This window comes from Streptomyces sp. LZ34 (genome assembly GCF_053890475.1).
The window spans coordinates 6,183,317-6,205,229 of sequence record NZ_CM132680.1 but is presented as its reverse complement, the minus strand read 5'-3'; the positions used below and the strand labels follow the sequence as shown (position 1 = coordinate 6,205,229).

Below are 21,913 nucleotides of genomic sequence, written 5' to 3'. Positions count from 1 at the left end.
CTTGGGGGCGTGGTGGGTGATCCGTGGTGGGTCGAGGGCGGGTCGCGGCCGGTGTCAGTGCCCGGGGCCGTAGAGACCGAACCGCAGGCTCGGGTCGCCGGGGGTCCAGGTGTTCGAGAACTGGGACCGCTCGCCCATGGCGACGACCCGCTCCAGCAGCTGGGCACTGAGCTCCAGCTGGACCGGCTCCCACGTGCGCAGGGCGGCGCCGACGTCGCCCTTCGCCTCCCGCAGCGCGGCGACCAGGGCCCAGGCGTCGGCCGCCGCTTTCGCGGTGCCGGCCGCGGCGTGCGGCCGGGCGGCACACGCCGCGTCGCCGATCAGGGCCACCCGGCCCTCGGCCATCCGGGACGCGCGCACATCGGAGACGACCTGGATGTACGGCGTGGCCGTCGAGGTCACGACCTCGGCCGCCGCGGGGGACAGCATCCGCCGCGCGGCCTCCCGCATCTCGTCCACGTAGCGGTCCTGGACCTGGGACGGGTGGATCGACACCGTGCCGGGGAAGCCGCGCTTGTCGATCAGCATCTCGGACAGCTCGGGGCCCTTGGACACGTTCCGGTACCAGACGTAGTTCATGAGCCGGTCCCGCGGCCCGGTCCCGCCCTCGCCGGGGATCGGGTAGAGCGTGATGTGCGAGTGGGGCACCACGGTGTAGGTGATGGAGTCCTTCAGCAGCTCGCGGGTGTCCTCGGACAGGTCCTTCTCCGGGACCGTTCCGCGCCATCCGACGTACCCCGAGTAGCTGATACCCGAGGCCGGGTCGAGGCGTTCGCGCCCGATCGAGGTGATTCCGTCGGCGAAGACCACCAGGTCCGCCGTCACCTCACGCCCGCTCACGAACCGCACCGTGACGGACCGGTCGTCCTGGTCGAATCCGCAGGCGTACTCGCCCAGGTGGTAGCGCTCGTGTCCGAAGTCGCTGAGCAGGGCGCGGTAGAACGTGCCCCACGAGGTATAGCTCCACGTCCGCCGCTCGCGGTGCACGACGCGGTTGTCGGTGTCCAGGTACTGCACCCAGTCCGTGGAGGTGCTGAGGCTCTCCGGATGCTGCTCACTGCGCTCGGTGAACCAGCGCAGGGTGTCGGGCTGGAGCACGATGCCGCTGCCGCGGCCGTCCAGGGCGGTGGGGGTCCGCTCGAAGACATCGACCGTGAAGCCCAGGTCTCGCAGGAGCAGCGCGGTGGTGAGCCCGCCGATCGATCCGCCGATGACCGCGGCGGTGGCGCCGTCGTACGCGTTCATGTGTACATCTCCTTGCTGGTGATCGGCCCGGTCGGCGGCTGTGCCCGGTCCGGGCCGAGGTCGATGGGGTCGCTCGGGAGTTCGGCTCCCCGGGTCTCCGGCGCGAAGGCGAGACCGGCCACGGCGATCAGTCCGACCGCCGCGACACACGTGGTGGCCAGGCCCAGGTCGCCGCCGAACCACGAGGCGGCGATGACGCTGGCCACCAGCGGGCCCGCCGCGGTGATGAAGCGGCCGATGCTGTTGCACAGGGCCATGCCGGTGGCGCGCACGCTGGGCGGGAAGAGTTCGGGGCCGTAGACGAAGGTGCCCGACAGGGCCCCGAACAGGCCGAATCCGACGACCGGCAGGGCAACCAGGAACTCGCCGTAGCTGTGCTGGAAGGGGAAGAGACAGCCGACGCTCACGGCGGAGACGGCGAAGCTGATGGCGAACGCCTTGCGCCGCCCGAACGCGTCGGCGAGGAAGCCCCACGAGGCGTAGCCGAGCACGCCGCCCGCGTTGAACAGCATCGAGGCGACCGCGACATGGCTGTTGGCCGTGTCCGGGGACAGCGCGTCGGCGGCGGCGACCTGGCGGATGATCTGGGGGTACCAGGTCGACACGCTCCAGAAGGCGATCAGCGAGCCGGTGGCCAGCGCCGTGCAGACCGCCGTCCGGCTCAGCAACGGCGCGGCGAGCAGCCGGCGCAGGACGAACCGGTCCGCCGCGGCGGCCTGGCCCTGCGCCTTGCGCATCCGGCGTGCCGCGATGGCGCCCCGGATCTCCGGGGGCTCGGGAACGTAGCGGCGGATGAACCACACGAGGAGGGCGGGCGCCACCGCGATGCCCATCATCAGCCGCCAGCCGTGGTCGCCGAGCAGCTGGTAGGCGAGGGCGGCGATGAAGAAGCCGGCGGCGTAGCCGGACATCATCACGCCACAGGCCCGCGCCCGGTAGCGGTTGCGCCATACCTCGGCCACCAGCGCGGCCCCGACCGGGGCCTCGACACCCGAGCCGAGCCCGGCGACGAACCGCAGGACACCGAGTTGCCACCAGGTGTCGGCGAACGCCGCCAGCGCGGTGAACACCGCGTAGGTGACGATGCCGGCGGACAGCACCCTGACCCGCCCGAAGTAGTCGGCGAGGACGCCGAACAGGATCCCGCCGGCTGCCCAGCCGGTGAGGAACAGGGCCACGGTCAGCCCGCCGTACAGCCCGATGCCGTCGGCGTTCACCGCGATGCCGCTGTGGGGGAGCAGCTCGGTCATGGCCGGGCCGAGGACCAGTGCGTAGAGGCTTCCGGCGAAGCCGTCCAGGGCCCAGCCCATCGTCGTCCCCAGCAGGACGAGCCATTGCATGCGGGTGATTTCCGTGCGCCAGCCGCGCGGGGGCCGGCCGGCCTGTGTGTTCGACATGGGCGGGTCCTTCGTTGGACGTTGCCGGACAGAAGGGAGTTGCCGGACAGAAGGGAGTTGCCGGACAGAAGGGAGGAGAGAGAAGCCGCGTGGGGCAGCGGGTCAGTTGAGACGGCCGGGCTGGGCGCTGCCGTACCAGTCGACGTCGTCCGCGGCGGTCCGCACCACGACGGTCTTGATCCAGGTGAAGTCGTCGAAGGACTCCTGGCCGGCGTCCCGTCCGGCGCCGGACTCCTTGACCCCGCCCCACGGGAGCGAGGGCTCCAGCCGGTGGTGGTCGTTGACCCACACCATCCCGGCGGTGACGCGGTCCGCGACGCGGTGGCCACGAGCGATGTCGCGGGTCCACACGCCGGCCCCGAGACCGAACCGGTTGTCGTTGGCCATCGCGACCGCGTCGTCCTCCGTGTCGAAGGGCACGACGACCGCGACCGGTCCGAAGATCTCCTCGCGTGCGACGGTCATGGACATCGTGGCGTCGGCCAGCACGGTCGGCCGCACGTAGTAGCCGGAGCCGAGCGCGTCCGGCAGGTCGGGAACGTCTCCGCCGGCGGCCACGCGGACGCCCTCCTCGATCCCGGTCGCGATCAGGCGCAGGACCTTGTCCCGCTGGACACCGCTGATCAGCGGCCCCAGCTGGGTCCCCGGGTGCGCCGGGTCCCCGATCCGGATCGCCGACGCCCGGGCGCTCAGCGCCTCGACGAAGGCGTCGTAGATCCCGCGCTGGACCAGGAACCGCGAACCGGCGACACAGGACTGGCCGGCCGCCACGAAGGCGGCGAACGCCGCTCCCTCGGCGGCGACCAGCGGGTCGATGTCGTCGAAGACGACGATCGGGGTCTTGCCGCCGAGCTCCGCGGTGACGCGGGCGAAGCGGGCCGCCGTGGCGACCGCCGCGGCCCGCCCGGCCTCGGTGCCACCGGTGAGCGTGATCTTGGCGATGTCGGGATGCCCGGTGAGCCGTTCGCCCACCTCGCGTCCACCGGTCACCACGGAGACCACGCCGTCGGGCAGCCCGGCCTCGCGCAGGATGCCGACCAGCGCCAGGGTGGTGAGCGGCGTCATCTCGGAGGGTTTGACCACCACGGTGTTCCCGGTGGCCAGCGCCGCGGACAAGCTGCGCGCGAGGATCAGCAGCGGGTGGTTGAACGGCGTGATGATGCCGCACACGCCGAGCGGCGACCGACGCTGATAGGTCAGATAGGGGCCGTCACCGGGCAGGACCGCGTCCCGTTGGGTGGCCAGCAGCCCCGCGTTGTAGCGGAACCACTCCGGAACGCGCGAGAGCTGCGCCCTGGTCTCGGTGATGGGGCGGCCGTTGTTCCGCGTCTCCAGCTGGAACAGCTCATCCGTGTGCGCCTCGATCGCGTCGGCGAACCGCAGCAGACACCTGGCGCGCTCACTGCGCGCCATACGCGGCCACGGACCGGACTCGAAGGCCGCCTTCGCCGCCCGCACCGCCTCGTCCACCTCGGCGATCGTGCTGTCCGTGACCGTGCGGATCACCTCGCCGGTGGCCGGATTGACGATCGCCCGATCGCGGTGCGGGGTGGTGGTCTCGTTCATGGGCTGTCCTCACGAAAAGCACAAGGGTGCGGGTGCGGGTGCGGGTGCGGGAGGGAGGCGAGCGGTGTCCGCGCCTCGGCGCAGCGGCGTACGTCGAGTATTCAGACGGGACCCACGCATCTCTATGTCTTGGCAGACACAATTAGTGGGGCTGAGTGTCGTAGCGAACACCCCACGGCGTGCCATGCTGGGCGTATGCCGACGACATCACGGGAGAGCGCGGACCCCGCGGGGGCGGGCGGAGCCGAGTCGCTCGCCGAACTGCGCCGCTGGCTGGAGGCCGTACAGGCGTTGAGCACCGCGGTGAGCGCCGGGCGCAGCCTGCGGGAGGTCCTCGGCCTCGTCGCGGACACGGCGCGGTCCCTGCTGGGGTTCGACTTCTGCGGCGTCCTGATCCCCGACGGCTCCGGAAAGAACCTCGTCATCGAGGGATGGAGCGGGCTGTCGGCCGAGTACGTGGCGCGCGTCAACTCCGACCGTCCGGTGGCCCTGCACGAGGACGGTGTCCACCACGCGCCGTCGAGCCAGGCCTTCCGGTCGGGGCGGCCCGTCGCGGTGCGGGACATCGCCCGCGAGCCGCGCTTCACCCCCTGGGGCGGGGTCGCGAAGGAGCAGGGCTACCGGTCGATGCTCTCGGTGCCGCTCGTCGCCGGCGGGGACGTGGTCGGGACGCTCAACAGCTACCACTCAGCCGTGCACGACTTCACCGACCACGAGGTCGAGCGGCTCACCCTGCTGGCCAACCACGCCGCCATCGCGCTCACCTCGGCACGGATGGTCGAGGAACTCCAGCAGCTGAACATCTCGCTGCGCCGCCAACGCGACCTGCTGACGAAATCCGAGCGGATACACCAACGCCTCCTGGCGGTCGCCCTCCGGGCCGGCGGGCTGGACGGCATCGTCACCACCCTGGCGGAACTCGTGTCGCGGCCCGTACTCGTCGAGGACGCCCGGGGTACGGTGCTGGCGCAGACCGGCTCCCCCGCGGAGTTGCCGGGCAGCGACGTCCGAGCCGCGCTGCCACTGGAAGAAGGCCTGCCCGGGCCGCTCGCGCTCGGCGACGGCATCGTGTGCGAAGAAGGCGGATACATCGCCGCCACGGTCAGGCTGGCGGGGGAGGTGGTCGCCCGCGTGTGGCTGCCGCGCGGCGCCGCGGGGTTCTCGCTGCTCGACGAACGGGCTCTCGAACACGCGTCGATCGTGATCTCGCTCGAACTGTTCCGGCTGCGCACCGGCACCGAGGTCGAGCACCGGCTGCGCGGCGAACTGCTCGCCGACATCCTCAGCGGCGCCGACGTCGAATCCCGCCCGCTCGCGGAGCGTGCCCGGAGACTGGGCCACGACCTGTCCCGCCCCCACGTCGCCTTCGTCGGCCACCTCGAGGTGGCCACCGAATCCCGGCGGACCCTCGCCCACCAGCGCGCACTGGCTCTCGTCTCCGAACTCGCCGCCGCGCACACGCCGAGGCCTCTCGTCGCGATGTACCAGGGAGCCGTGGTCGCGCTCTGGCCCCGCGACGGCGTTCCCCCCGAAGCGGCAGCCGACCCGGCCGGTGAGACCGAGCGGATGGACACAGTCGCCTCCTCGATACGGCGCGCGATGGCCTCGGCCCCGGGCGCGGAGGGAGCGACCGTCGCGGTGTCCGGCACCGAGCGGCGGACCTTCCTCCAGGCATACCGGACCGCTCGCGGCGCACTCAATGTGGCGCTGCGCACCGGACGTTCGGACACCATCGTGACGCCGGACGACCTCGGCGTCGCCGGCCTGCTCCTGCAACTGGGCGACGCCCGGCAGCTGGTCGACTTCGCCGACCGCACCCTGGCGGCGGTCCGCCTGCACGACCTGCGGCGCGGCACTCACCTGCTGCGCACGCTCCGCGCCTACCTGGACAGCGAGCTCAGCAGGACGGAGGCCGCACGGCGGCTCAGCATCCATCCCAACACGGTGAGCCAGCGCCTGCGGCGCATCGAGCAGGTGGCCGGCCTCGACCTCTCCGCTCCCACGACCATCGTGGAGGTCAGCGCGGCCCTGCTGCTCCTGGACGTCGCCGAGAGTGGCCACCCGGCCTGACAACCGGATCCGACGGCCCCTCCAGCAGCAGCACCGACGGAACCTGGCCGGGGAAGGTCAGCCGCAGCAGGTTGTACCCGATGCCGGCCCGCCCGTACATGAGCCCGGGCAGGGAGTCCGGGCTCAGCCGCCCGGTCAGCCGGCCCTCGCGGCCGAGCCGGAGCAGGGCGCCGACGGCCCGCCGTACCCGCGCCGTCCCGGCCTCGTCGCCGCGCCGCTGGGCGGCGAGCTGGAGGAACTCCAGGTTGCTCAGGTCGCCGTGGCACAGGCCGTTGTTCCCCGTCGATGTCAGGGCGTCCCCGTCCGGGCCGAACAGGGCGGCGCGGGTGGCGCGTTCGGCGATCCGCAGATCCTCCTCCGCGAGCTCCGCCAGTTCCGCCAGTTCCGCCAGTTCTTCAGTGCGTTCCGGTGTGTCCGGCGTGCCCGCCCCGCTCACCGCCGCGGCGCGCAGGATGCCCAGGCGGCTCATCCCGACCTCCGGCGCCCCGTGGCACCAGGCCGGCCCGGCCCGGTGGCCGGGCCGGGCGCCCACCGCCGTATCGACCGCCGTATCGACCGCCGTATCGAGGATGGACCGCTCGTGGCGCAGGGCCCCGGCGATCGCCCGCGCGTACTCCGGCCGGGGCCGTACGGCGTGCAGCCGGGCGAGCGCGTACGCGATGCCGCCCGCCCCGTGCGACATGCCGGTGGGTGGTCGCGGGCCGAGCCGGGTCGGCCAGCCGAGCCCGTCGCCGACCGGCTCGGCGGCCTGGAGCAGCCGCTCCGCCGCCCGCTCGGCCACCTGGAGCGCGGCGGAGGCGGGACGTACGGCGTGCAGGGCCAGCGCCGACAGGATGGCGCCGGCGCTCCCGCCGGTCACGTCGTACGTGCTGTCCAGCGCGATGTGCCGGGTGAGCGTATCCAGGCCGTACTCGGCCGCGTCGAGGACGTCGGCCCGCTGGTGGCGGGTGCCGGCGTGGGCGAGGGAGTAGACCAGGCCGCCGGTGACGCCGAAGGCGCCCGCGTCCGCGTGCCGCTCCAGCGCCTCGCGCACCAGCGCATCCGGCATGCACGCGAGCTGGTCGGCCACGGCCAGCGCCCGCTCGGCCAGCGACGCGGCGGTCAGCTCGGCGTACTCCCGCAGGCGCGGATCGCCGCTGATCGCGGCGGCGGCCGACAGGAACAGCCCCATGCCCGGCATCCCCGTGTATTTGAAGAAACACACAGCCAGGTCGGGCGTCGTCGGCCCGACCTGCCGGACGGACTCGTCGATGACGTCGAGCCCGATCCAGCCGAGCCGGTCCTGCCGCCTGATCGCCGCGTCGCACAGGCCGTGGGCCAGCCGCACCGTTTCCTCCAGCACCTCGTCGGGTGCCGGCGCACGGTCGGGCAGGGGAAGCCGGGCGGCTTCCCGGCGGGTGGCCGTGGCGGGCCGCAGCGCTTCGAAGGCCCGCAGCGCTTCGAAGGCCCGCTTGATCATCGTCGTCTGGGTGGCCAGGTCCTCCTCGCCGAACCCGGCGAGCCGTCGGCGGACCACCTCGATGGGGGCCTCCTCCAGGCAGTCGGGGATCCGTACGCCGTCGCCGTCCACGAGGTCCCGCGAGCCGGGCGTCGCCGAGAAGAACGGCACATCTCCCCTGCGCAGGTCGCGCAGCTCCGACGGCACCAGCCGCTCCCAGGGCCGGCTGCCGTCCGCGCCGAGCGCCAGCCGGGCGAGGAGCCGGTCGCGGTCGAGCGCGTCACGGAGGAAGCCGGGGTGCCGGCTGTCCTCCAGCAGGGAGGAGTAGTACGCGGTGGCGCGCGGGATGTGACGCAGCCGCACATCGGCGAACCGGTCCAGCAGAGCGGTCCAGCCCGCCCGGTCCTTCGCGATCGCCCGGTACGTCCACGCGAAGCCCGTCTCCAGGGCGTGCGCGTTCCCCTGGTCGCGGGCCCCGAGCTGTGACACGGGTTTCGACACGAGCTTCGAGGGGAGCAGGCCGATGGACAGCACGCCGCCCGCCATGAGGTCGTCGGCCGGCGTGGTCCAGAGCCGGGTGGCGGGGGCGGGCAGGGCGCCGTGGAACAGCGCCGCCATGTCGATCACCACGGGGTACGCGCCGTGGGCGACGAGGTTCTCGTTGCGCACGTCCACGCCGCACAGGGCGTGGTGCAGGGCGAGCAGCGCCCCGGTGCGCCAGGAGAAGGCCCGTACCTCCTCGGGCGTCCGGCACGGCAGGGCCGCCACGAACCCGGACCAGCCGTAGCCGTCGCGGGCCAGGGTGGCCTGGGCGATCAGGCCGTGGGGTGGGGCCTGCCGGTGGTACCAGGCGAGGACCTCCCTCCAGGCCAGATCGGCGTCCAGCGGCCGCGGCCTGTAGACGACGGTGGCGCCGGTGAACGAGACGGTGGCCACGCCGCGGCCGCGCCGGCGGGTGTCACCCGCCCCGAACCGCACCTCGGTGACCTGGCCGAGCCCGCCGTCGCACCAGGTGTCCAGCTCGGCCAGATCGGCCACCAGACGCTCCGCGAGCTCGGCGCGCGAGTCCACCCAGCCCGCCAGCAGGTCCCCGACGTGGCGCAGCAGCACCGGGTACTCGGCCCACAGCGCCCGCCGCGTCGCGGGATCGCCGAGCAGACGGAGGTAGTCGGCGTACCGCTCCTGAGGCGTGTCCCCGCGCAGCCGCCCCTCGACCCGGGCCACGTTGAGCTCGAGCACCATGGTGCGCCCCATGGTCCGGGCGATGTCCTCGCTGGGCCACGCCCGGATCAGCAGGTCGGGGAGGGGCGCCAGCCGCGACCCGGCGGTGCTCTCCGCGACCCGGGCGCGGAGTTCGCGCTGGCTGCCGCGGACCAGGGCGGCGACCGGGCGCATGAGCGCCATCTCCTCGTCGCGCACGAGATGCGGATCCGCCCGCGACGGCGAGCCCGCCTCGGGACGCGCGTCGTCCGCCTCGCCCAGGGCCGCCCGGCGGTCGACGGCCCGTACCCAGTCCGGGGTCGGCGTCGGCCAGTCCTGACGGCACTGCGGGCCGAGGCGGTTGAGGAAGTCGTCGTGAGTGAGCCCGAGCGCGTGGACGGCCGACGCCAGGGCCTGGCCCGGGCCGAGCGTGTCGCTCCAGCGACTCGGGTCGCCCTTCGTCGGCGACGGTGGCCTCTCGTGCAGATACGCGGCGTTGTGCCAGGGAAGCTCGCTGAAGGACATGGCATGCCTTTCGAACGGGTCCTGCGCTGTTCCGTCGGCCAGATCTGTTCGGAAGCGGAAGCGGTGGTCAGAAGAGTTCAGCGCCGTTGTTGGCGGAACCTTGGCCGAAACTTGAACTGGCTGCTTGTGGCCCGTTTTGACAAAGTGGACAACTGGCAACGGGGGAGTGGGGCCATGGCGATCGAGTTCCGTGTGCTCGGTGATGTCGGGGCGTATGTCGACGGAAAAGCGTTGGATTTGGGCCATGCGCAGCAGCGATCGGTGCTGGCCGTGCTGTTGGCGGAGGTCCGGCGCTCGGTGTCGGCGGAGCAACTCATCGACCGGATCTGGGGCGAGGACGCCCCTCAGCGCGCCAAGGGGACGCTGTACAGCTATCTGTCCCGCCTGCGGGGGGTGCTGGCGGTGGCCGAGGAGGAGTGCCGGATCGCCCGGCGCACGGGCGGTTACACGCTGCTGGTCGACCCCGACGCCGTGGACCTGCACCGCTTCCGTGCCCTGGCCGAGCAGGCGCGCGCCGTCGGCGAGGCATCGGTCGCCGCGCCGCTGTTCGATCAGGCGCTGGGGACGTGGCAGGGGGACTTCTGCGCGTCCTGCGACACTCCGTGGTTCGGTTCCGTACGCGAGGGATTACGGCAGGAGCGGCTCGCCGCCGTGCTGGACCGCAGCGACACCCTGCTCCTGCTCGGCCGCCACGGAGAACTGCCGGCCGAACTGTTCACCCTCGTCGAGGAGCAACCGCTCAACGAGCGGCTGGGCGGCCTCGTCATGCTGGCGCTGTACCGCAGCGGGCGAGTCGCGGAGGCGCTGACCCACTACGACGCCTTCCGGCGCCGACTGGCCGAGGAACTGGGCGTCGACCCGGGGCCCCAGCTCAGGCAGTTGCACCAGCGGATCCTCACCGCGGACCCGGCGCTCACCCCTCCGCCCACCTCGCCGCTCACCCCTCCGCCCACCTCCCCGCCCACCTCTTCCCTCACCTCTCAGGCAGCCCCGCCGGACCCCCCTCCGCAGACCCCTCCCCCCGCCTCTCAGGCAGCCCCGCCGCCCACCCCTCCCGCAGCCCGGCCGACCCCGCGCCACCCGGTGCCCGCGCACCTGCCGGCTCCACCCCCCAGATTCACCGGCCGCGCCGATGAACTGGACCGGCTGGCCCGCTTCCTGGACGGGCGGGCCGGGGCCGAAGGCCCCATGGCGATCGCGGCGATCACCGGTCCCGGCGGCATCGGCAAGACCTGGCTGGCCCTGCACTGGGCCCACCACCACCTGCGGGACTTCCCCGACGGGCAGCTCTACGTCAACCTGCGCGGCTTCGACCCCTCCGCCGAACCCGTCCCGGTGGCGGCGGCGATACGCGGCCTCCTCGACGCCCTCGGCGCCGACCCCGCCGCCATACCCTCGGACGTGGAGGGGCAGGCCGGGCTGTACCGGAGCCTGGTCTCGGGCAGACACCTGCTCGTCCTGCTCGACAACGCCCGCGACAGCGACCAGGTCCGGCCCCTGCTGCCGGGCAGCCCCACCTGCACCGTGCTGATCACCAGCCGCCACCGCCTCACCGGGCTCGCCGCCACCCACGGAGCCCGCGCCCTCGGCCTCGACGTACTCTCCGAAACCGAGGCCCGCACCCTGCTCACCCGCCATCTCGGCGACCACCGCGTGGCCGCGGAACCCGCGGCCGTTCGCACGCTCCTGAACCACTGCGGGGGGCTTCCGCTCGCCGTCAGCATCCTCTCCGCCCGCGCCGCCGGCCACCCGGACCTCCCCCTCTCGGCCCTCGCCGAGGAGGTCGAGGAGGCCGCCACCCGGCTCGACGCCCTGGACACCGGCGACGTCGCCGCGGACCTGCGGGCGGTGTTCTCCTCCTCCTACCGCGCCCTCGGGGCCGACGCGGCGGAAACCCTGAGTCTCCTCGGCCTCGCCCCCGGCCCGGACATCAGCGTCCCCGCCGCCGCGAGCCTCACCGGTCTCCCCGCGCCCCGGGTCCGTGAACACCTGCGCACCCTTCAGGCCGCTCATCTGCTCCAGCGGCACACCTCGCACCGCCACCGCATGCATGACCTCGTCCGCCTCTGCGCCGCCGAACAGGCCGAGACCCTGCCGACCGCCCACCGCCAGTCCGCCCGCCACCGCCTGCTGGACTTCTGCCTCCACACCGCCTGTGCCGCCGCCGAACTCCTGGACCCGCACCGGGACCGGATCCCCTTGCCCGAGCCCCGGCCAGGCGTCGTACCAGAGGCATTCGCGGATGAGGAGGACGCCCTCAAGTGGTTCACCGTCGAGCATCCGTTCCTGCTCGGCGCCATGGACCTCGCCCGCGCCTTCGGCTTCGACTCCCACGTGTGGATGCTGGCCCAGGCCCTCGAGCCGTTCTTCGACTACCGCGGCCACTGGCGCGACTGGGCCGACACCCAGCACACCGCGCTGCTCGCCGCGCAGCGGCTCGGCGAGCTGTCCTGGCAGGCCGCCGCCCACCGCGGCCTGGGCGCGGTCTACACCCAGATCAAGCGTCTCGACGACGGACACGCCCACTTCCAGCACGCGCTGGACCTCTACGGCCGCTCAGCCGAGCGCCTCGGACAGGCCCATGCGTACCGGGGCCTGAGCTGGGTGTTCGTAGAGCAGGACCGCCTGCGCGAAGCGCTTGTCCACAACGAACAGGCGCTCGCGCTCTATCGGCAGGCAGACCACCGGACCGGACAGGCCAAGTCGCTCAACAACGCCGGATGGCTGCACGCCATGCTCGGCGAATACCAGCACACCCTCGACTACTGCACCGAGGCCGTGGAGCTCAACCAGAAGTCCGGAAACCGGCACGCCGAGGCCGGGGCGTGGGACAGCCTCGGCTTCGCACACCACCACCTGGGCAGTTACGGCGACGCCGAGACCTGCTACCGACGGGCCCTCGATCTCGTGCGTGAATTCGGCGACCGGTGCGGGGAGGTCGAGATCCTCAGCCATCTCGGCGACAGCCACGGCGCCCGCGGCGCACCCGACCTGGCCCGGTCCGTATGGCAGCACGCCCTGAAGATCGCCGACGAGATCGACCACTCGGCCGCCGGTGAACTCCGGGAGAGGCTCGGGGCGCTCACCCCGTAGCTCACCCCGTGGCTCACCCCTGGCTCATCCGCTCACCGTGAGATTGGAGTTCCCACTGCTTTGATATCCCTCTGTCGCGAGGATCATGTAGTACTTGAACGTGCCCAGATTCATTCCGGAACGGGCCCACGCGTCGAAGTGATTACCCGTGGTGATGGTTCCGCCCGTTTTCTTCGACTGCCGGACACTCCAGTACTGATTGAAGGTGCGCGTGCCTTCGACGGAGGGGGCGTTGTATCGCGTCGTCTGGTAGATGTCGTACGTGCCGCCGTCGCTGGTGACTGCGCCCTTGTACGTTCCGGTGGGCCGGTAGGTGCCCCAGTTGTCGACGATGTAGTACTCGACGAGCGGGTTTGAGGTCCACCCATAGAGTGCTAAATATCCATTGCCGGACGGGTTGAAGCTGCCTGAGTAGTTCACACTCCTGCGCCCGCCGTTGCTCCAGCCCTTACCGCAGACGAAATTGCCGCAGTTGGTCCACGAGGTCCGGTAACTGCCGCCGGACGCCAGGGTCATGGAGACCGAGCCACCGCCATCGGTCCAGAACGAGTAGTAGAAGCCGTTGTTGGTGCCGGTCTGGTTCGTGGTGATGGTCGTGTCGGCGTAGGCGGTGCCGGGCAGCATCAGCCCGGACGTGCCCAGCGCCAAGGCGCCGGCGCGGCCGATGAACTTTCTGCGGCTGACCGGGCGGGCTGGGGCGTTGTCCTCGTACATGCTTCCTCCTCATGAAGGCCGGCGGGAGGCCAGGGGGCGTGATACGACCTGGCGAGCTTTGACCGACAGTGTTGGATTGGCTCCGTCGAGTGTCAACAGTTTCCGCAAGGATTCCGGAAACTCTGCAGCGGCTGGAGATCTCTTGGATAAGCATCGGACCTGGTCAATGGCCATGCTCGGCCTGGTCGAGTCCGGGTGCGATGAGGGAAGCCTCGGCCTGAAGATCAAAATTCAGGCTGGCGTTTGCCGAAAACTTCCGGATGGTGCCGGATATTTTCCGGATCACGCCGCGACCCAGACAGCTGCCCACGACCGACACCGACGCCGGCAAGGTCGTGCCCACATCGGTGCTGGTCACCCCGCCGAACCGGGACGTTCGTCAACCCGGTCAACGTGCACTGATCCGGCGGGCGGCGGCGCTCCGGCGCCGCACCGCCGCGGGCGCCTTACCTCGGGGTGCTGCTCGAGCACCCGGCGGTGAGGGTGGAGCCGGGCTTGTTCTTCTTCGTCTCCTCGTCCACGAGCTTTCCGTCGACGAATATCTGGCAGCCGATTTCCGTCTTCGGCTCAACAGAACCCGCTTGCAGCGACAGCGATCGTCCCGGCTTCACCTCGAACTTCTTCGACCACGGCGTCTTGACCTTGTCGAGATCCAGATCCGCGTCACCGCTGCTGTTCTTGGTGTCGGTATAGAGGTTCGAATTGATGCCAGGGATGTATACGCTCGCCGGCGAATCCCCCGTCACCTTGAATTCGACAGTAACCGTGCTGTCATCGGCGCCGCTCTTGTCGCCGTCGTCGGAGCAGCCTGCCAGCAGAGCTGCCGTGACGGCCAGACAGGCCGCAGCCTTGTGTGTACGCATTGTTCCCCAACGGTCTTTTGGCGCGGCCGCTCATGGATTGTGTGCAGTCGGCCGCGAGTAATCCTCACATGTGTTCTGCCGGGGGGCCAGCGATTCCTGTCGGGTCCATGGATCAGTTCCGCTGCACCGGAGATAAGTTGGATGGGGACCGGGGCACCGTGTCGATGCCCCGCCCCCGGTCTCACTCCGCTCTCATTCCGGTCTGAACTCCGGTCTTACTCCGGTCTTACTCCGTGCGCGCGCCGTTTCGCCGCTTGAACAGCAGGACGCCTCCGACCAGAGCCACCACGCAAACACCGGCGATGACTCCCACGGCGACCCCAGTTCCTCCGCCCCCCGACTCCCCGGCCTGGGACGGGGCCGGGCTGTCCGAACTCGGCGCCGGGCTCTTTGGCCGTGCCTCAGCCGAAGACGGGGTGCTCGAGGCGGCGCCGGGGGCGGCTGCCTTGAGTTTCAGGACCGGGGCCGGATTTTCCGGCTCCGGCTCGCCGTCACGGGCCAGCTCGATCCACCGGGACACCTTGCCGCCTTCATAGGTCTCCACCGTCTTGAAAGGCAAGGACTTCGCATTCGGCAACTGTTCCACGACGATGCTGAATCGGACGCGGACACCTCCGCGTGGGCCAGGGCGGGGCCGGCCGCGGCGAGCGTGACCGCCGACACGGCGGCCCCCACGACGCTGATCCGCCGCAGGATGGATGGCAGGTGATACGTACTCACGTCGCTACTCCTCGTCAAGGGGCGGACGCCCGGTTGCCGGGCGCCCGTTACGTGGTTCACGGGGCGATGCGCACCCGTGGCCACGGCGGCCCCCTGCGGACGAGAACGTGATCGAGCGCCTCACGGGCGGCCGTCGCGGGCCCTGCCCCGAAACTCCCCCGGCGGGGAACCGTCCCCCGCCTCGGCGCCGGTCGGCTCCGCCATCGGCGCTCCGCGGCTCCATGCCGTGATGCCCGGCCGCAAGGCCCCCGGCCGGACCAGCGGCGGTCAGAGTCTCGTGCACCGACAGTTGGGCCGCGAACGTGGCGGCCACGACCCCGGGCAGCGAGCGACGGCGCCCCGCCCACGGCAGCGCGGCCAAGAAGACCAGGGCGCCCGCCCCCAGCACGACGGCCCAGGACACCGGCTGGCGCGAGGCGACATGGTGAGCCACGACGGCCAGCCCGACGCCGACCACCGAAAACGCACCCGCGCGGACGATCCGCACGCGGGCGTCGGCGTGCGGCGAGGCGTCCCTCCTCACGCCGGAGGCCTCACCGGAGGCCTCACCCCGGGCGCCCTTTCCTCACAGGTGTGTGTGTCACACCTTCGGGATACGTACGCGAGAAGTGGCACGTTCAGGCGTGCCGCCCCCGCGAGAGTTACCGCGGCGGCGGACACCGAGCGCCACCGCTCCGCAGGCGGCGACCGCGAATGCCGCTTCCGGCACGGGCCCGAGGCGGGTGGCGAGCGTGGTCGTCGAGCGGAGTGGCACGGTGGCCGTCAGCACCTGGCGAGTCCAGGGCCCGGTGTCCTGGGTGACCGAGCCGTCCGGGGCGATGACCGCGCTGACGCCGGTGGTGGAGGCGACGAGGACCGAGCGGTCGTGCTCGACGGCCCGCAGCCGGGACATGGCGAGCTGCTGCTCGGGTTCGGCGACATTGCCGTCGCGCATGTAGGTGGCGTTGTTGGTGGGGACGGCGATCAGGTTGGCGCCCGTACGGACGGCGTCACGGACCTGGCTGTCGTACGCCACCTCGTAGCAGATGGACTCGGCCAGCCGTACGGGCCCGGCATCCAGCCGTACCGGGCCGCTGCCGGATATGAAGTCGCGCGGGATGAGCTGGAGCTCTCCCAACCCGCCGAAGACGTCGCGCAGCGGGATGTACTCGCCGAACGGCACCAGGTGCTGCTTGGTGTAGTAGGGGCCCGGGCCGGTGCCGGGCCGCCACAGCAGGCCGGTGTTGCGGATCCGGTCGCCCGGTGCGTCGAGGATCGCCCCGACCACGACCGGGGCGCCCAGCTCGGCCACGACGTCGGAGATCTGCTCGCGCAGCAGGGGGTCGGTGCGCGGGTCGATGTCGGTGGCGTTCTCCGGCCACAGCACCAGGTCGGGGCGGGGCGTGCGCCCGGCCCGTATGTCGCGCGCGAGCTGCCGGGTGGCGGCGATGTGATTGGTGGCCACCTGCTCCGCGCGGGCCTGCTCCTCCAGGGTCCGGGCACGGGGCACGTTCCCCTGCACCACCGCCACGCGGGCCCGCTTGCCCTCGCCGGCCGAGGCGGTGGCGGGAATCAGCAGTGCTCCGCACGCGCAGGCGGCCACGGCCGCCGCGAGGCCCACGAGGCCCGCGACGGCCTGGCGCCGTCCCTCGGGCCGGGCGGTCAGCAGCGCGGCGAGGCAGCCCGCGACCAGGGCGACCACGGCGCTGACGGCCGGGGCGCCGCCGACCGAGGCCCATCCCAGCGCCGGGGAGTCGGCCTGGCTGAAGGCGAGGCGGCCCCACGGGAAGCCGCCGAGCGGTACCCGGGACCGTACCGCCTCGGCGGTCACCCACCAGCAGGCCGCCCACACCGGCCATCCCGGCAACCGGGCGAACGCGGGGACAGCACAGCTCAGCAGGCCCAGGAGCAGCGCCGACGCGACGCACAGCACGGCCCACGGCAGGAGGCCCAGATTCGTCAGCCACCAGAGCAGTGGACCGAAGAAGGCCAGCCCGAAGAGGGCCCCGAGCTTGAAGGCCGCTCGCGGCCGCTGATACCGGAGGACGGCGAGCAGCAGCGCGGGCCCGACGGCGGCGGCCGGCCACAGCCCCCACGGCGGGAAGGCCACGACGAGGAGCAGGCCCCCGGCCACGGCCGCAGCCGGGTCGCGCCACGCGCGGCGCGACCGCGGTATGTGGGGTGATAGGCGCTGTACGGCCCGACGCAGCCGCACCGGATAACTGATCATGTCGTCCCTTCCGCCGAATGATCAGCATTGTCGGCCCGAGAGGTGGACGCGGGGCCCCGGGAGTACGCAGCGTATCCCGCGGGGGCCGTGCGTCATCGGGTGGGGACGAGCCGGACCGGATCGACCCCATCGGCGCTGTGCGGATCGGCGATGTCCGTCTTGGGCACGTGGCGGAGACCCGCAAGCGCAGGTGGCGGTCACCGGGACGAAACGGCGAGGCTAGGGCAGTCGCAGAGACCAGATTGCGACGGCGTAGCTCTTGTACTCCACGTCGAGGACCCCGGAGCCCGCGGGAACGCTGTATGCGAAATCGCCGGTCAGGGAGTCGCCCGGCCGCAGAGTGCGATGGAGGCTCGCCCGGAACTTGATGCCGGACAACCCGTTCGCCTTGACACCGTTCCTTCCGGCCGTGACGTCGGGGCTGAACGAGGCGTTGACGCTGTCCTTGCCCAGGTTCTTCACGGTGACCGTGAATCGGTATGCCACAGTGCCGGGTTCGAGGCTGTGCGGCGCCTCACTGCTGGGGAGCACCGCGGCCGGCGACACCGTGACCTGCAGGCCGCTCGTGTACTTGGCGGTCTCGCCGCCGCTGAAGGTGCGGGTCTCCGGCCCGTTCGCGGTCGACTGCTGGTCGTCGAGCAGCCCGTTGGCGTTGTTCTTCGGTGAGCCGCTGCTGGAGCCGCCGTTGACGTCCTCGGCGCTGGGATTCTTCGCGCCCCCATCGTCCGAGCCGCCCAGATTGCTGATGACGATCACGAGCAGCACGACCAGCGCGGCGCTGCACGCGGCGATGATCCAGGACCGGGACGAGCGCCGGCCGGCCGGATGCGGGACGGGCGTCGGCGGGAGCGAACCGTACGCGCCGGGGCGGGGGCCGGGGCCACCAGGCTGCGGCGGCGGCCCCCCGAACGCGGTCGGCGCGTACGGCGAGACCCCGCCGGCCGTCGGCGGTGCGCCGAACCCGGTAGCCGGGGCCGTCGGCGGTGCGCCGAAGGACGGCGGGGGCGCCCCGAACGATGTCGGGGGCGCCCCGAAGGGCGTCGGGGTATCGGGGACCACGGCGGTCGGCGTCGGGGCGGCCAGGGGCTCCTCCGAGTCCAGCAGGCCCACGGCCTGGCGGCCGAGCCCGGCGATGAGCCCCGCGGGCAGCCACGGCTCAGCACCCTGCTTCGCGAACGGGCTGCTGTCCCGGCCGTGGTGCCAGAGGTTGCCGTCGGCGGTGAGCTTCAGCAACTCCTCCAGACCGGGCCGGGCCGCCGGGGCGGGGGCGAGGCAAGCGGCGATCAGGCCCCGCAGCCGGTCGGGGATGCCGCCGAGATCCTTCTCGTCCTCAATGATGCGCAGCATGAGGACGGGCATCGCGCTGTACGGATCGCCGAAGGGGCTGCGTCCCGTCGCCGCGAAGGCCAGGACCGAGCCGAGACAGAAGATGTCGGAGGCGGCGGTGAGCTGCTCTCCCCGGCACTGCTCGGGCGACATGAACCCCGGCGAGCCCACCACGGCCCCGGTCCGGGTGAGCGCGCTCGTACTGTCTCCCACCGCGCGGGCGATGCCGAAGTCGATGACGCGCGGGCCGTCGATGGTGACCAGGACGTTCGACGGCTTGAGGTCACGGTGGATGAGACCACTGCCGTGAATGTCGCGCAGGGCGTGGGCCAGGCCGTTGGCGAGGGCGACCACCGACCGCTCCGGCAACTCTCCGTGGTCGCCTGCGACGACCTCGTGGAGGGAGGGCCCGGCGACATAGCCGGTGGCTACCCAGGGTGTCGCCGCGTCGAGGTCGGCGTCGAGCACGGGGGCGGTCCACTCGCCGCCGATCCGGCGGGCGGCTTCCACCTCGTTCCGGAAACGCTGCCGGAAGTCGGGTTGCCGGGCGAGTTCCGGCAGCACCAGCTTGAGGGCGACGGTCCTGCCACGACGGGACCGCGCCAGATACACCTGGCCCATGCCGCCCTCGCCGAGCCTGCCCACCAGTCGGTACTCGCCTATCGACTGTGGGTCCTGCGGGCCGAGCGCCTTCATCCCCCGGGATCCCTCCTGCCACGCCTTTACCGTGTGAGATCAGGAGAGAACGCCAACTGGCCCGCCCCCCGACGCCGTACATGACGGTACCCGACCGTATTCGGTTCCTGACGGCGGTAACCAGGCCCCGAACAATGTCTGCTCTCCAGTCCCAGGTGCCGAGTGAGCGCGGACCGAGCCGTTGCCGCCGAAGCGGACGCTCCCTGGTGGACCATTCGAGATGTTGACCTGTTTGTTCGCATTTAGGGTGTGTATCGTGATGCGAACACACAAGATCATCCCGTTACTGACGGTCGTCGTCTTCGTGTTGTTGCACGTCTTCGCCTATCCAGGCACGCGCTTCTCCAATGACTCATACCGCTACGCCCGCTCGGCGTACGAGTTCTTGGGCGACCCCTACCGGAAAGCCCAGGACAAAGCGTTGCGGGCCTACTGCGCGGACACGGCGGCCATGCTCCAGCGAAACCGCATGCTGCATCAGATCGAGTTCCGGGCCCCGGTGCGCGCCCATGAGTTCCAGGACTGCCTGGCTCAGCATGCGGACGGCCTCAACCCCAGCAATCCGCGGTACGAGGCGCTCTTTCATGCTCGCCCCGCCTATCCACTGATGGCCGCACCATTCGTCTGGCTCTTGGGGGCCAAGGCGGGGCTGACGGCCGTTGCCCTGGGTTTCACGGCGCTCGGAGGGCTGCTGGTCCTGGTGCTCTTGCGCGCGCTGCGCGCACCGCCTCCGGTGGCATGGCTCGGTCAGTGCCTGTACTACGTCACGCCCATAGGGCTGTGGGGCAGTCGGCCTATGACGGAAGGCCCGGTGATCGCCCTCATGGCGGCCATGCTGCTCGGTGCGGTGTGGCTGTGCCAGGGGCGCTGGGTGGCGGGGGCTCTGCTGTCCATGGGGGCCTTCGCGCTGGGCTTCGCGGTCAAGTACTCAAGCTTCGCCCTGGTGGGGCCATGCCTGGTGGCGGCGAGTGCCATGGCGCTGATGTTCGTTCCGCAGGCCCGGCACAAGGGCACGCGCTGCCTGCTCATCGTCTCGCTCTTCGAGTCCTTGGTCGCCTTTGCGGTGAGCAGGGTGCTCCGGTTGCCCGGATTGGAGACCTCGCTCCAGGACACCTTCTCCCTCCACTGGACGTATGCCGAAGTCGCCGACCCATGGCGTCGGCTGGTCCGGCTCGATGCCAACTACTGGTGGCAGTGGCTACAGAGAGAGGCATTGGCTCCTTCCCTGCTCTTCCTCCTGGTGTTGGGCGCCTGGGGCGCGATCCGCCGCTCGGTGCCCATCGCGCTTTGCCTGATCGCCGTGGCCGGTACGGGCCTGCTGACGTCCGCGGCCCACCCGGTGGCGATGGAGGGCGACAGGCTCTACGTGCAGGTGTGGTTGACAGTCGTCGTCGGGCTGCCCCTCCTGGTCGAACGGCTGCGCATGAGCGGCGCGGCCTCCGACGCGCTGCCTGCGCGAAGTGCTCCCCTGACGAAGAGCCACGTGCGCCAGTGAAGAACAGTTCGTCCCGAGCGCCTGCCCCCGACCTCCCCCTCGTTGCGCTGGCCCGCGCCGACGGGGCGTCCAGAGGACGGCCGCTCCGCCCTCATGCACCAGGCCGCCCGGCGCCGCCGGTGTCCGGAGGGTCGGCGGCGCCGGGCTGTGGTCAGGAGCAGGGCTTGTAGAACTGGGTCCAGCCGTCGCTGGGCATGGCCGGCGGCTCGCCCGTGGACCCGAACTCGCCGTACTTCTCCTTCAGCGCGTAGTCGAAGTCCCCCGGACCGCTGTCCGGCAGCGACAGGCGCACGTCCCGATCCAGTTGCCCGTCACCGGAGTTGTTGAGGATCGCGAGGTCCGGGTAGGCGTCGTCGCCGTAGTTGGCGATCCGAAGCTGCTGGACCTCGCCGTGGTCGCCAATGTCGGAGTGCCGGGAGTCGGCGGAGCTCAGGTTCGCCCGCTTGAGCGGGCCGGGGCGGTATTCCGCGACGCGCGCTGTCGAGGGGTCGTCCGCGCCGGACGGCTCGACGAGGTTGACGACTATGTCCAGGGTGCCGTCGTTCTGGAAGTCGGCGACCGCGGCGGACGCGACCTCTCCCGTCTTCGCGCCCAAGAGTTTGCTGACGGAGTGCTTCTCGCCGAACGAACCGTCCGCGGCCCCCCACTGGATCGTCATCTTGGTCCCGGTGTGCCCAGGATTCGTGATCTTGTCCGGGTGGCCGTCACCGTCCAGATCGCCGACCAGCGTCGTGGCACCGGCCAGGCACGGGGCCGTCGCCACGGTGGCCTTGCCGGACCGTCCTGCGTCGCCCGAGGGCGACGACCCGGCCGCAGTGGCCTGGTAACCGGCGACAGTCAAGGTCAAGGCGACAGCCGCGATCGGCGCGGCGATCAGACGTGAGCGCTTGCGAAGCATCTACGAACTCCTGACGTCGTTGTTGAGAGGTGAGATATCGGTAACTCCCCGCGAGTGCATGCCGAAATTGCCGTAATACATAGCCGTGACGTACGAACGGGAGAGCGACGGACTCGGGGGCGGGCGATCAGCATGGGAAGACCTTCTTCGTCATCAGCGGAGTAGTACGCCCGGCGACGTTCCGCCCGATGTGGTACTCACCTTGCCGGTGGCGGCTACCGTTCCAGTAACGCGTCACTAACGAAGCGCTGGTGCGAACACAACCGGCCTACCTGCATGTATGGTCACGAAGGCTCCCGCGTAGGCCGAATCGGTCGGGACGAGGGGGCAGCCGGGCGGTTCGACACCCATACGCCGACAGACAGGACCGGAACGCGACACCGCCGGGCGCGGACCACCACCTCGCGGGCGCTTGATCTCCGTAGGCGTACCACCCGCCGGAACAGCGCCCATAACTT

General features: G+C 71.4%; 15 protein-coding genes. 4 read left to right on the top strand and 11 right to left on the bottom strand.

All coding sequences use genetic code 11. The features are described from left to right. Positions 1-54 precede the first annotated feature (54 nt). The 3 genes from ACWY4P_RS25125 to ACWY4P_RS25115 all read right to left on the bottom strand — a co-directional run bounded on the left by ACWY4P_RS25125 (position 55) and on the right by ACWY4P_RS25115 (position 4,208). Positions 55-1,245 carry an FAD binding domain-containing protein gene (locus tag ACWY4P_RS25125; RefSeq protein ID WP_456202558.1) on the bottom strand — a complete coding sequence of 397 codons (1,191 nt, stop codon included), beginning with the start codon at positions 1,243-1,245 and terminating at the stop codon, positions 55-57. Continuing rightward, positions 1,242-2,642 carry an MFS transporter gene (locus tag ACWY4P_RS25120; RefSeq protein WP_456202556.1) on the bottom strand — a complete coding sequence of 467 codons (1,401 nt, stop codon included), beginning with the start codon at positions 2,640-2,642 and terminating at the stop codon, positions 1,242-1,244. The genes ACWY4P_RS25125 and ACWY4P_RS25120 overlap by 4 nt, the downstream gene beginning before the upstream one ends. 102 nt (positions 2,643-2,744) lie before the next feature. After that, positions 2,745-4,208: an aldehyde dehydrogenase gene (locus tag ACWY4P_RS25115; protein ID WP_456202555.1), complete on the bottom strand. Its 1,464-nt coding sequence runs from the start codon at positions 4,206-4,208 to the stop codon at positions 2,745-2,747. A gap of 195 nt (positions 4,209-4,403) precedes the next feature. Here ACWY4P_RS25115 and ACWY4P_RS25110 point away from each other — a divergent pair, with 195 nt between their 5' ends. Then, positions 4,404-6,278 carry a helix-turn-helix domain-containing protein gene (locus ACWY4P_RS25110; protein WP_456202554.1) on the top strand — a complete coding sequence of 625 codons (1,875 nt, stop codon included), beginning with the start codon at positions 4,404-4,406 and terminating at the stop codon, positions 6,276-6,278. Here ACWY4P_RS25110 and ACWY4P_RS25105 read toward each other — a convergent pair. Beyond that, on the bottom strand, positions 6,226-9,441 hold the full coding sequence (locus ACWY4P_RS25105; RefSeq protein WP_456212775.1) for a type 2 lanthipeptide synthetase LanM family protein: 3,216 nt from the start codon (positions 9,439-9,441) through the stop codon (positions 6,226-6,228). The genes ACWY4P_RS25110 and ACWY4P_RS25105 overlap by 53 nt on opposite strands. 174 nt (positions 9,442-9,615) lie before the next feature. On the opposite strand from ACWY4P_RS25105, the gene ACWY4P_RS25100 reads away from it, so the two are divergent. Beyond that, the gene (locus tag ACWY4P_RS25100; protein ID WP_456212774.1) at positions 9,616-12,534 is read left to right on the top strand and encodes an AfsR/SARP family transcriptional regulator; all 2,919 of its coding nucleotides are present in this window, start codon (positions 9,616-9,618) and stop codon (positions 12,532-12,534) included. A 24-nt stretch (positions 12,535-12,558) separates the two neighbouring features. Here ACWY4P_RS25100 and ACWY4P_RS25095 read toward each other — a convergent pair whose 3' ends face one another. From ACWY4P_RS25095 to ACWY4P_RS25080, 4 genes are all read right to left on the bottom strand, one after another. Continuing rightward, positions 12,559-13,248 (bottom strand): glycoside hydrolase family 11 protein, encoded by a 690-nt coding sequence (locus ACWY4P_RS25095; protein ID WP_456212773.1) that lies wholly within the window; start codon positions 13,246-13,248, stop codon positions 12,559-12,561. Between the two features lie 163 nt (positions 13,249-13,411). Next, entirely contained in the window at positions 13,412-13,606 is a 195-nt protein-coding gene (locus tag ACWY4P_RS25090; RefSeq protein WP_456212772.1) for a hypothetical protein, read from the bottom strand. A gap of 88 nt (positions 13,607-13,694) precedes the next feature. Next, positions 13,695-14,111, bottom strand: coding sequence for a hypothetical protein (locus ACWY4P_RS25085; RefSeq protein ID WP_456212771.1), 417 nt, complete (start codon positions 14,109-14,111; stop codon positions 13,695-13,697). Between the two features lie 226 nt (positions 14,112-14,337). Beyond that, on the bottom strand, positions 14,338-14,697 hold the full coding sequence (locus ACWY4P_RS25080) for a DUF1775 domain-containing protein (protein ID WP_456212770.1): 360 nt from the start codon (positions 14,695-14,697) through the stop codon (positions 14,338-14,340). Between the two features lie 436 nt (positions 14,698-15,133). Here ACWY4P_RS25080 and ACWY4P_RS25075 point away from each other — a divergent pair, with 436 nt between their 5' ends. Continuing rightward, positions 15,134-15,259, top strand: coding sequence for a hypothetical protein (locus ACWY4P_RS25075; RefSeq protein WP_456212769.1), 126 nt, complete (start codon positions 15,134-15,136; stop codon positions 15,257-15,259). Between the two features lie 152 nt (positions 15,260-15,411). Here the strand turns inward: ACWY4P_RS25075 and lnt are convergent, their stop codons facing one another. Together lnt and ACWY4P_RS25065 are read right to left on the bottom strand one after the other, a co-directional pair. Continuing rightward, on the bottom strand, positions 15,412-17,040 hold the full coding sequence (gene lnt / locus ACWY4P_RS25070; RefSeq protein WP_456212768.1) for an apolipoprotein N-acyltransferase: 1,629 nt from the start codon (positions 17,038-17,040) through the stop codon (positions 15,412-15,414). A 219-nt stretch (positions 17,041-17,259) separates the two neighbouring features. Beyond that, a complete protein-coding gene (locus ACWY4P_RS25065) occupies positions 17,260-19,062 on the bottom strand; it encodes a protein kinase domain-containing protein (protein WP_456212767.1) in 1,803 nt (600 codons plus the stop codon). A gap of 256 nt (positions 19,063-19,318) precedes the next feature. Here ACWY4P_RS25065 and ACWY4P_RS25060 point away from each other — a divergent pair, with 256 nt between their 5' ends. Next, the gene (locus ACWY4P_RS25060; RefSeq protein WP_456212766.1) at positions 19,319-20,557 is read left to right on the top strand and encodes a hypothetical protein; all 1,239 of its coding nucleotides are present in this window, start codon (positions 19,319-19,321) and stop codon (positions 20,555-20,557) included. 151 nt (positions 20,558-20,708) lie between these two features. On the opposite strand, the gene ACWY4P_RS25055 is transcribed toward ACWY4P_RS25060, so the two are convergent. Beyond that, positions 20,709-21,455 (bottom strand): FG-GAP repeat domain-containing protein, encoded by a 747-nt coding sequence (locus tag ACWY4P_RS25055; RefSeq protein WP_456212765.1) that lies wholly within the window; start codon positions 21,453-21,455, stop codon positions 20,709-20,711. Between the last annotated feature and the right edge of the window lie 458 nt (positions 21,456-21,913).

Coding starts and splice junctions, on each gene's coding strand:
- ACWY4P_RS25125 (WP_456202558.1), bottom strand. CDS start 1,245: ATGAACGCGTACGACGGCGCCACCGCCGCGGTCATCGGCGGATCGATC.
- ACWY4P_RS25120 (WP_456202556.1), bottom strand. CDS start 2,642: ATGTCGAACACACAGGCCGGCCGGCCCCCGCGCGGCTGGCGCACGGAA.
- ACWY4P_RS25115 (WP_456202555.1), bottom strand. CDS start 4,208: ATGAACGAGACCACCACCCCGCACCGCGATCGGGCGATCGTCAATCCG.
- ACWY4P_RS25110 (WP_456202554.1), top strand. CDS start 4,404: ATGCCGACGACATCACGGGAGAGCGCGGACCCCGCGGGGGCGGGCGGA.
- ACWY4P_RS25105 (WP_456212775.1), bottom strand. CDS start 9,441: ATGTCCTTCAGCGAGCTTCCCTGGCACAACGCCGCGTATCTGCACGAG.
- ACWY4P_RS25100 (WP_456212774.1), top strand. CDS start 9,616: ATGGCGATCGAGTTCCGTGTGCTCGGTGATGTCGGGGCGTATGTCGAC.
- ACWY4P_RS25095 (WP_456212773.1), bottom strand. CDS start 13,248: ATGTACGAGGACAACGCCCCAGCCCGCCCGGTCAGCCGCAGAAAGTTC.
- ACWY4P_RS25085 (WP_456212771.1), bottom strand. CDS start 14,111: ATGCGTACACACAAGGCTGCGGCCTGTCTGGCCGTCACGGCAGCTCTG.
- lnt (WP_456212768.1), bottom strand. CDS start 17,040: ATGATCAGTTATCCGGTGCGGCTGCGTCGGGCCGTACAGCGCCTATCA.
- ACWY4P_RS25065 (WP_456212767.1), bottom strand. CDS start 19,062: ATGAAGGCGCTCGGCCCGCAGGACCCACAGTCGATAGGCGAGTACCGA.
- ACWY4P_RS25055 (WP_456212765.1), bottom strand. CDS start 21,455: ATGCTTCGCAAGCGCTCACGTCTGATCGCCGCGCCGATCGCGGCTGTC.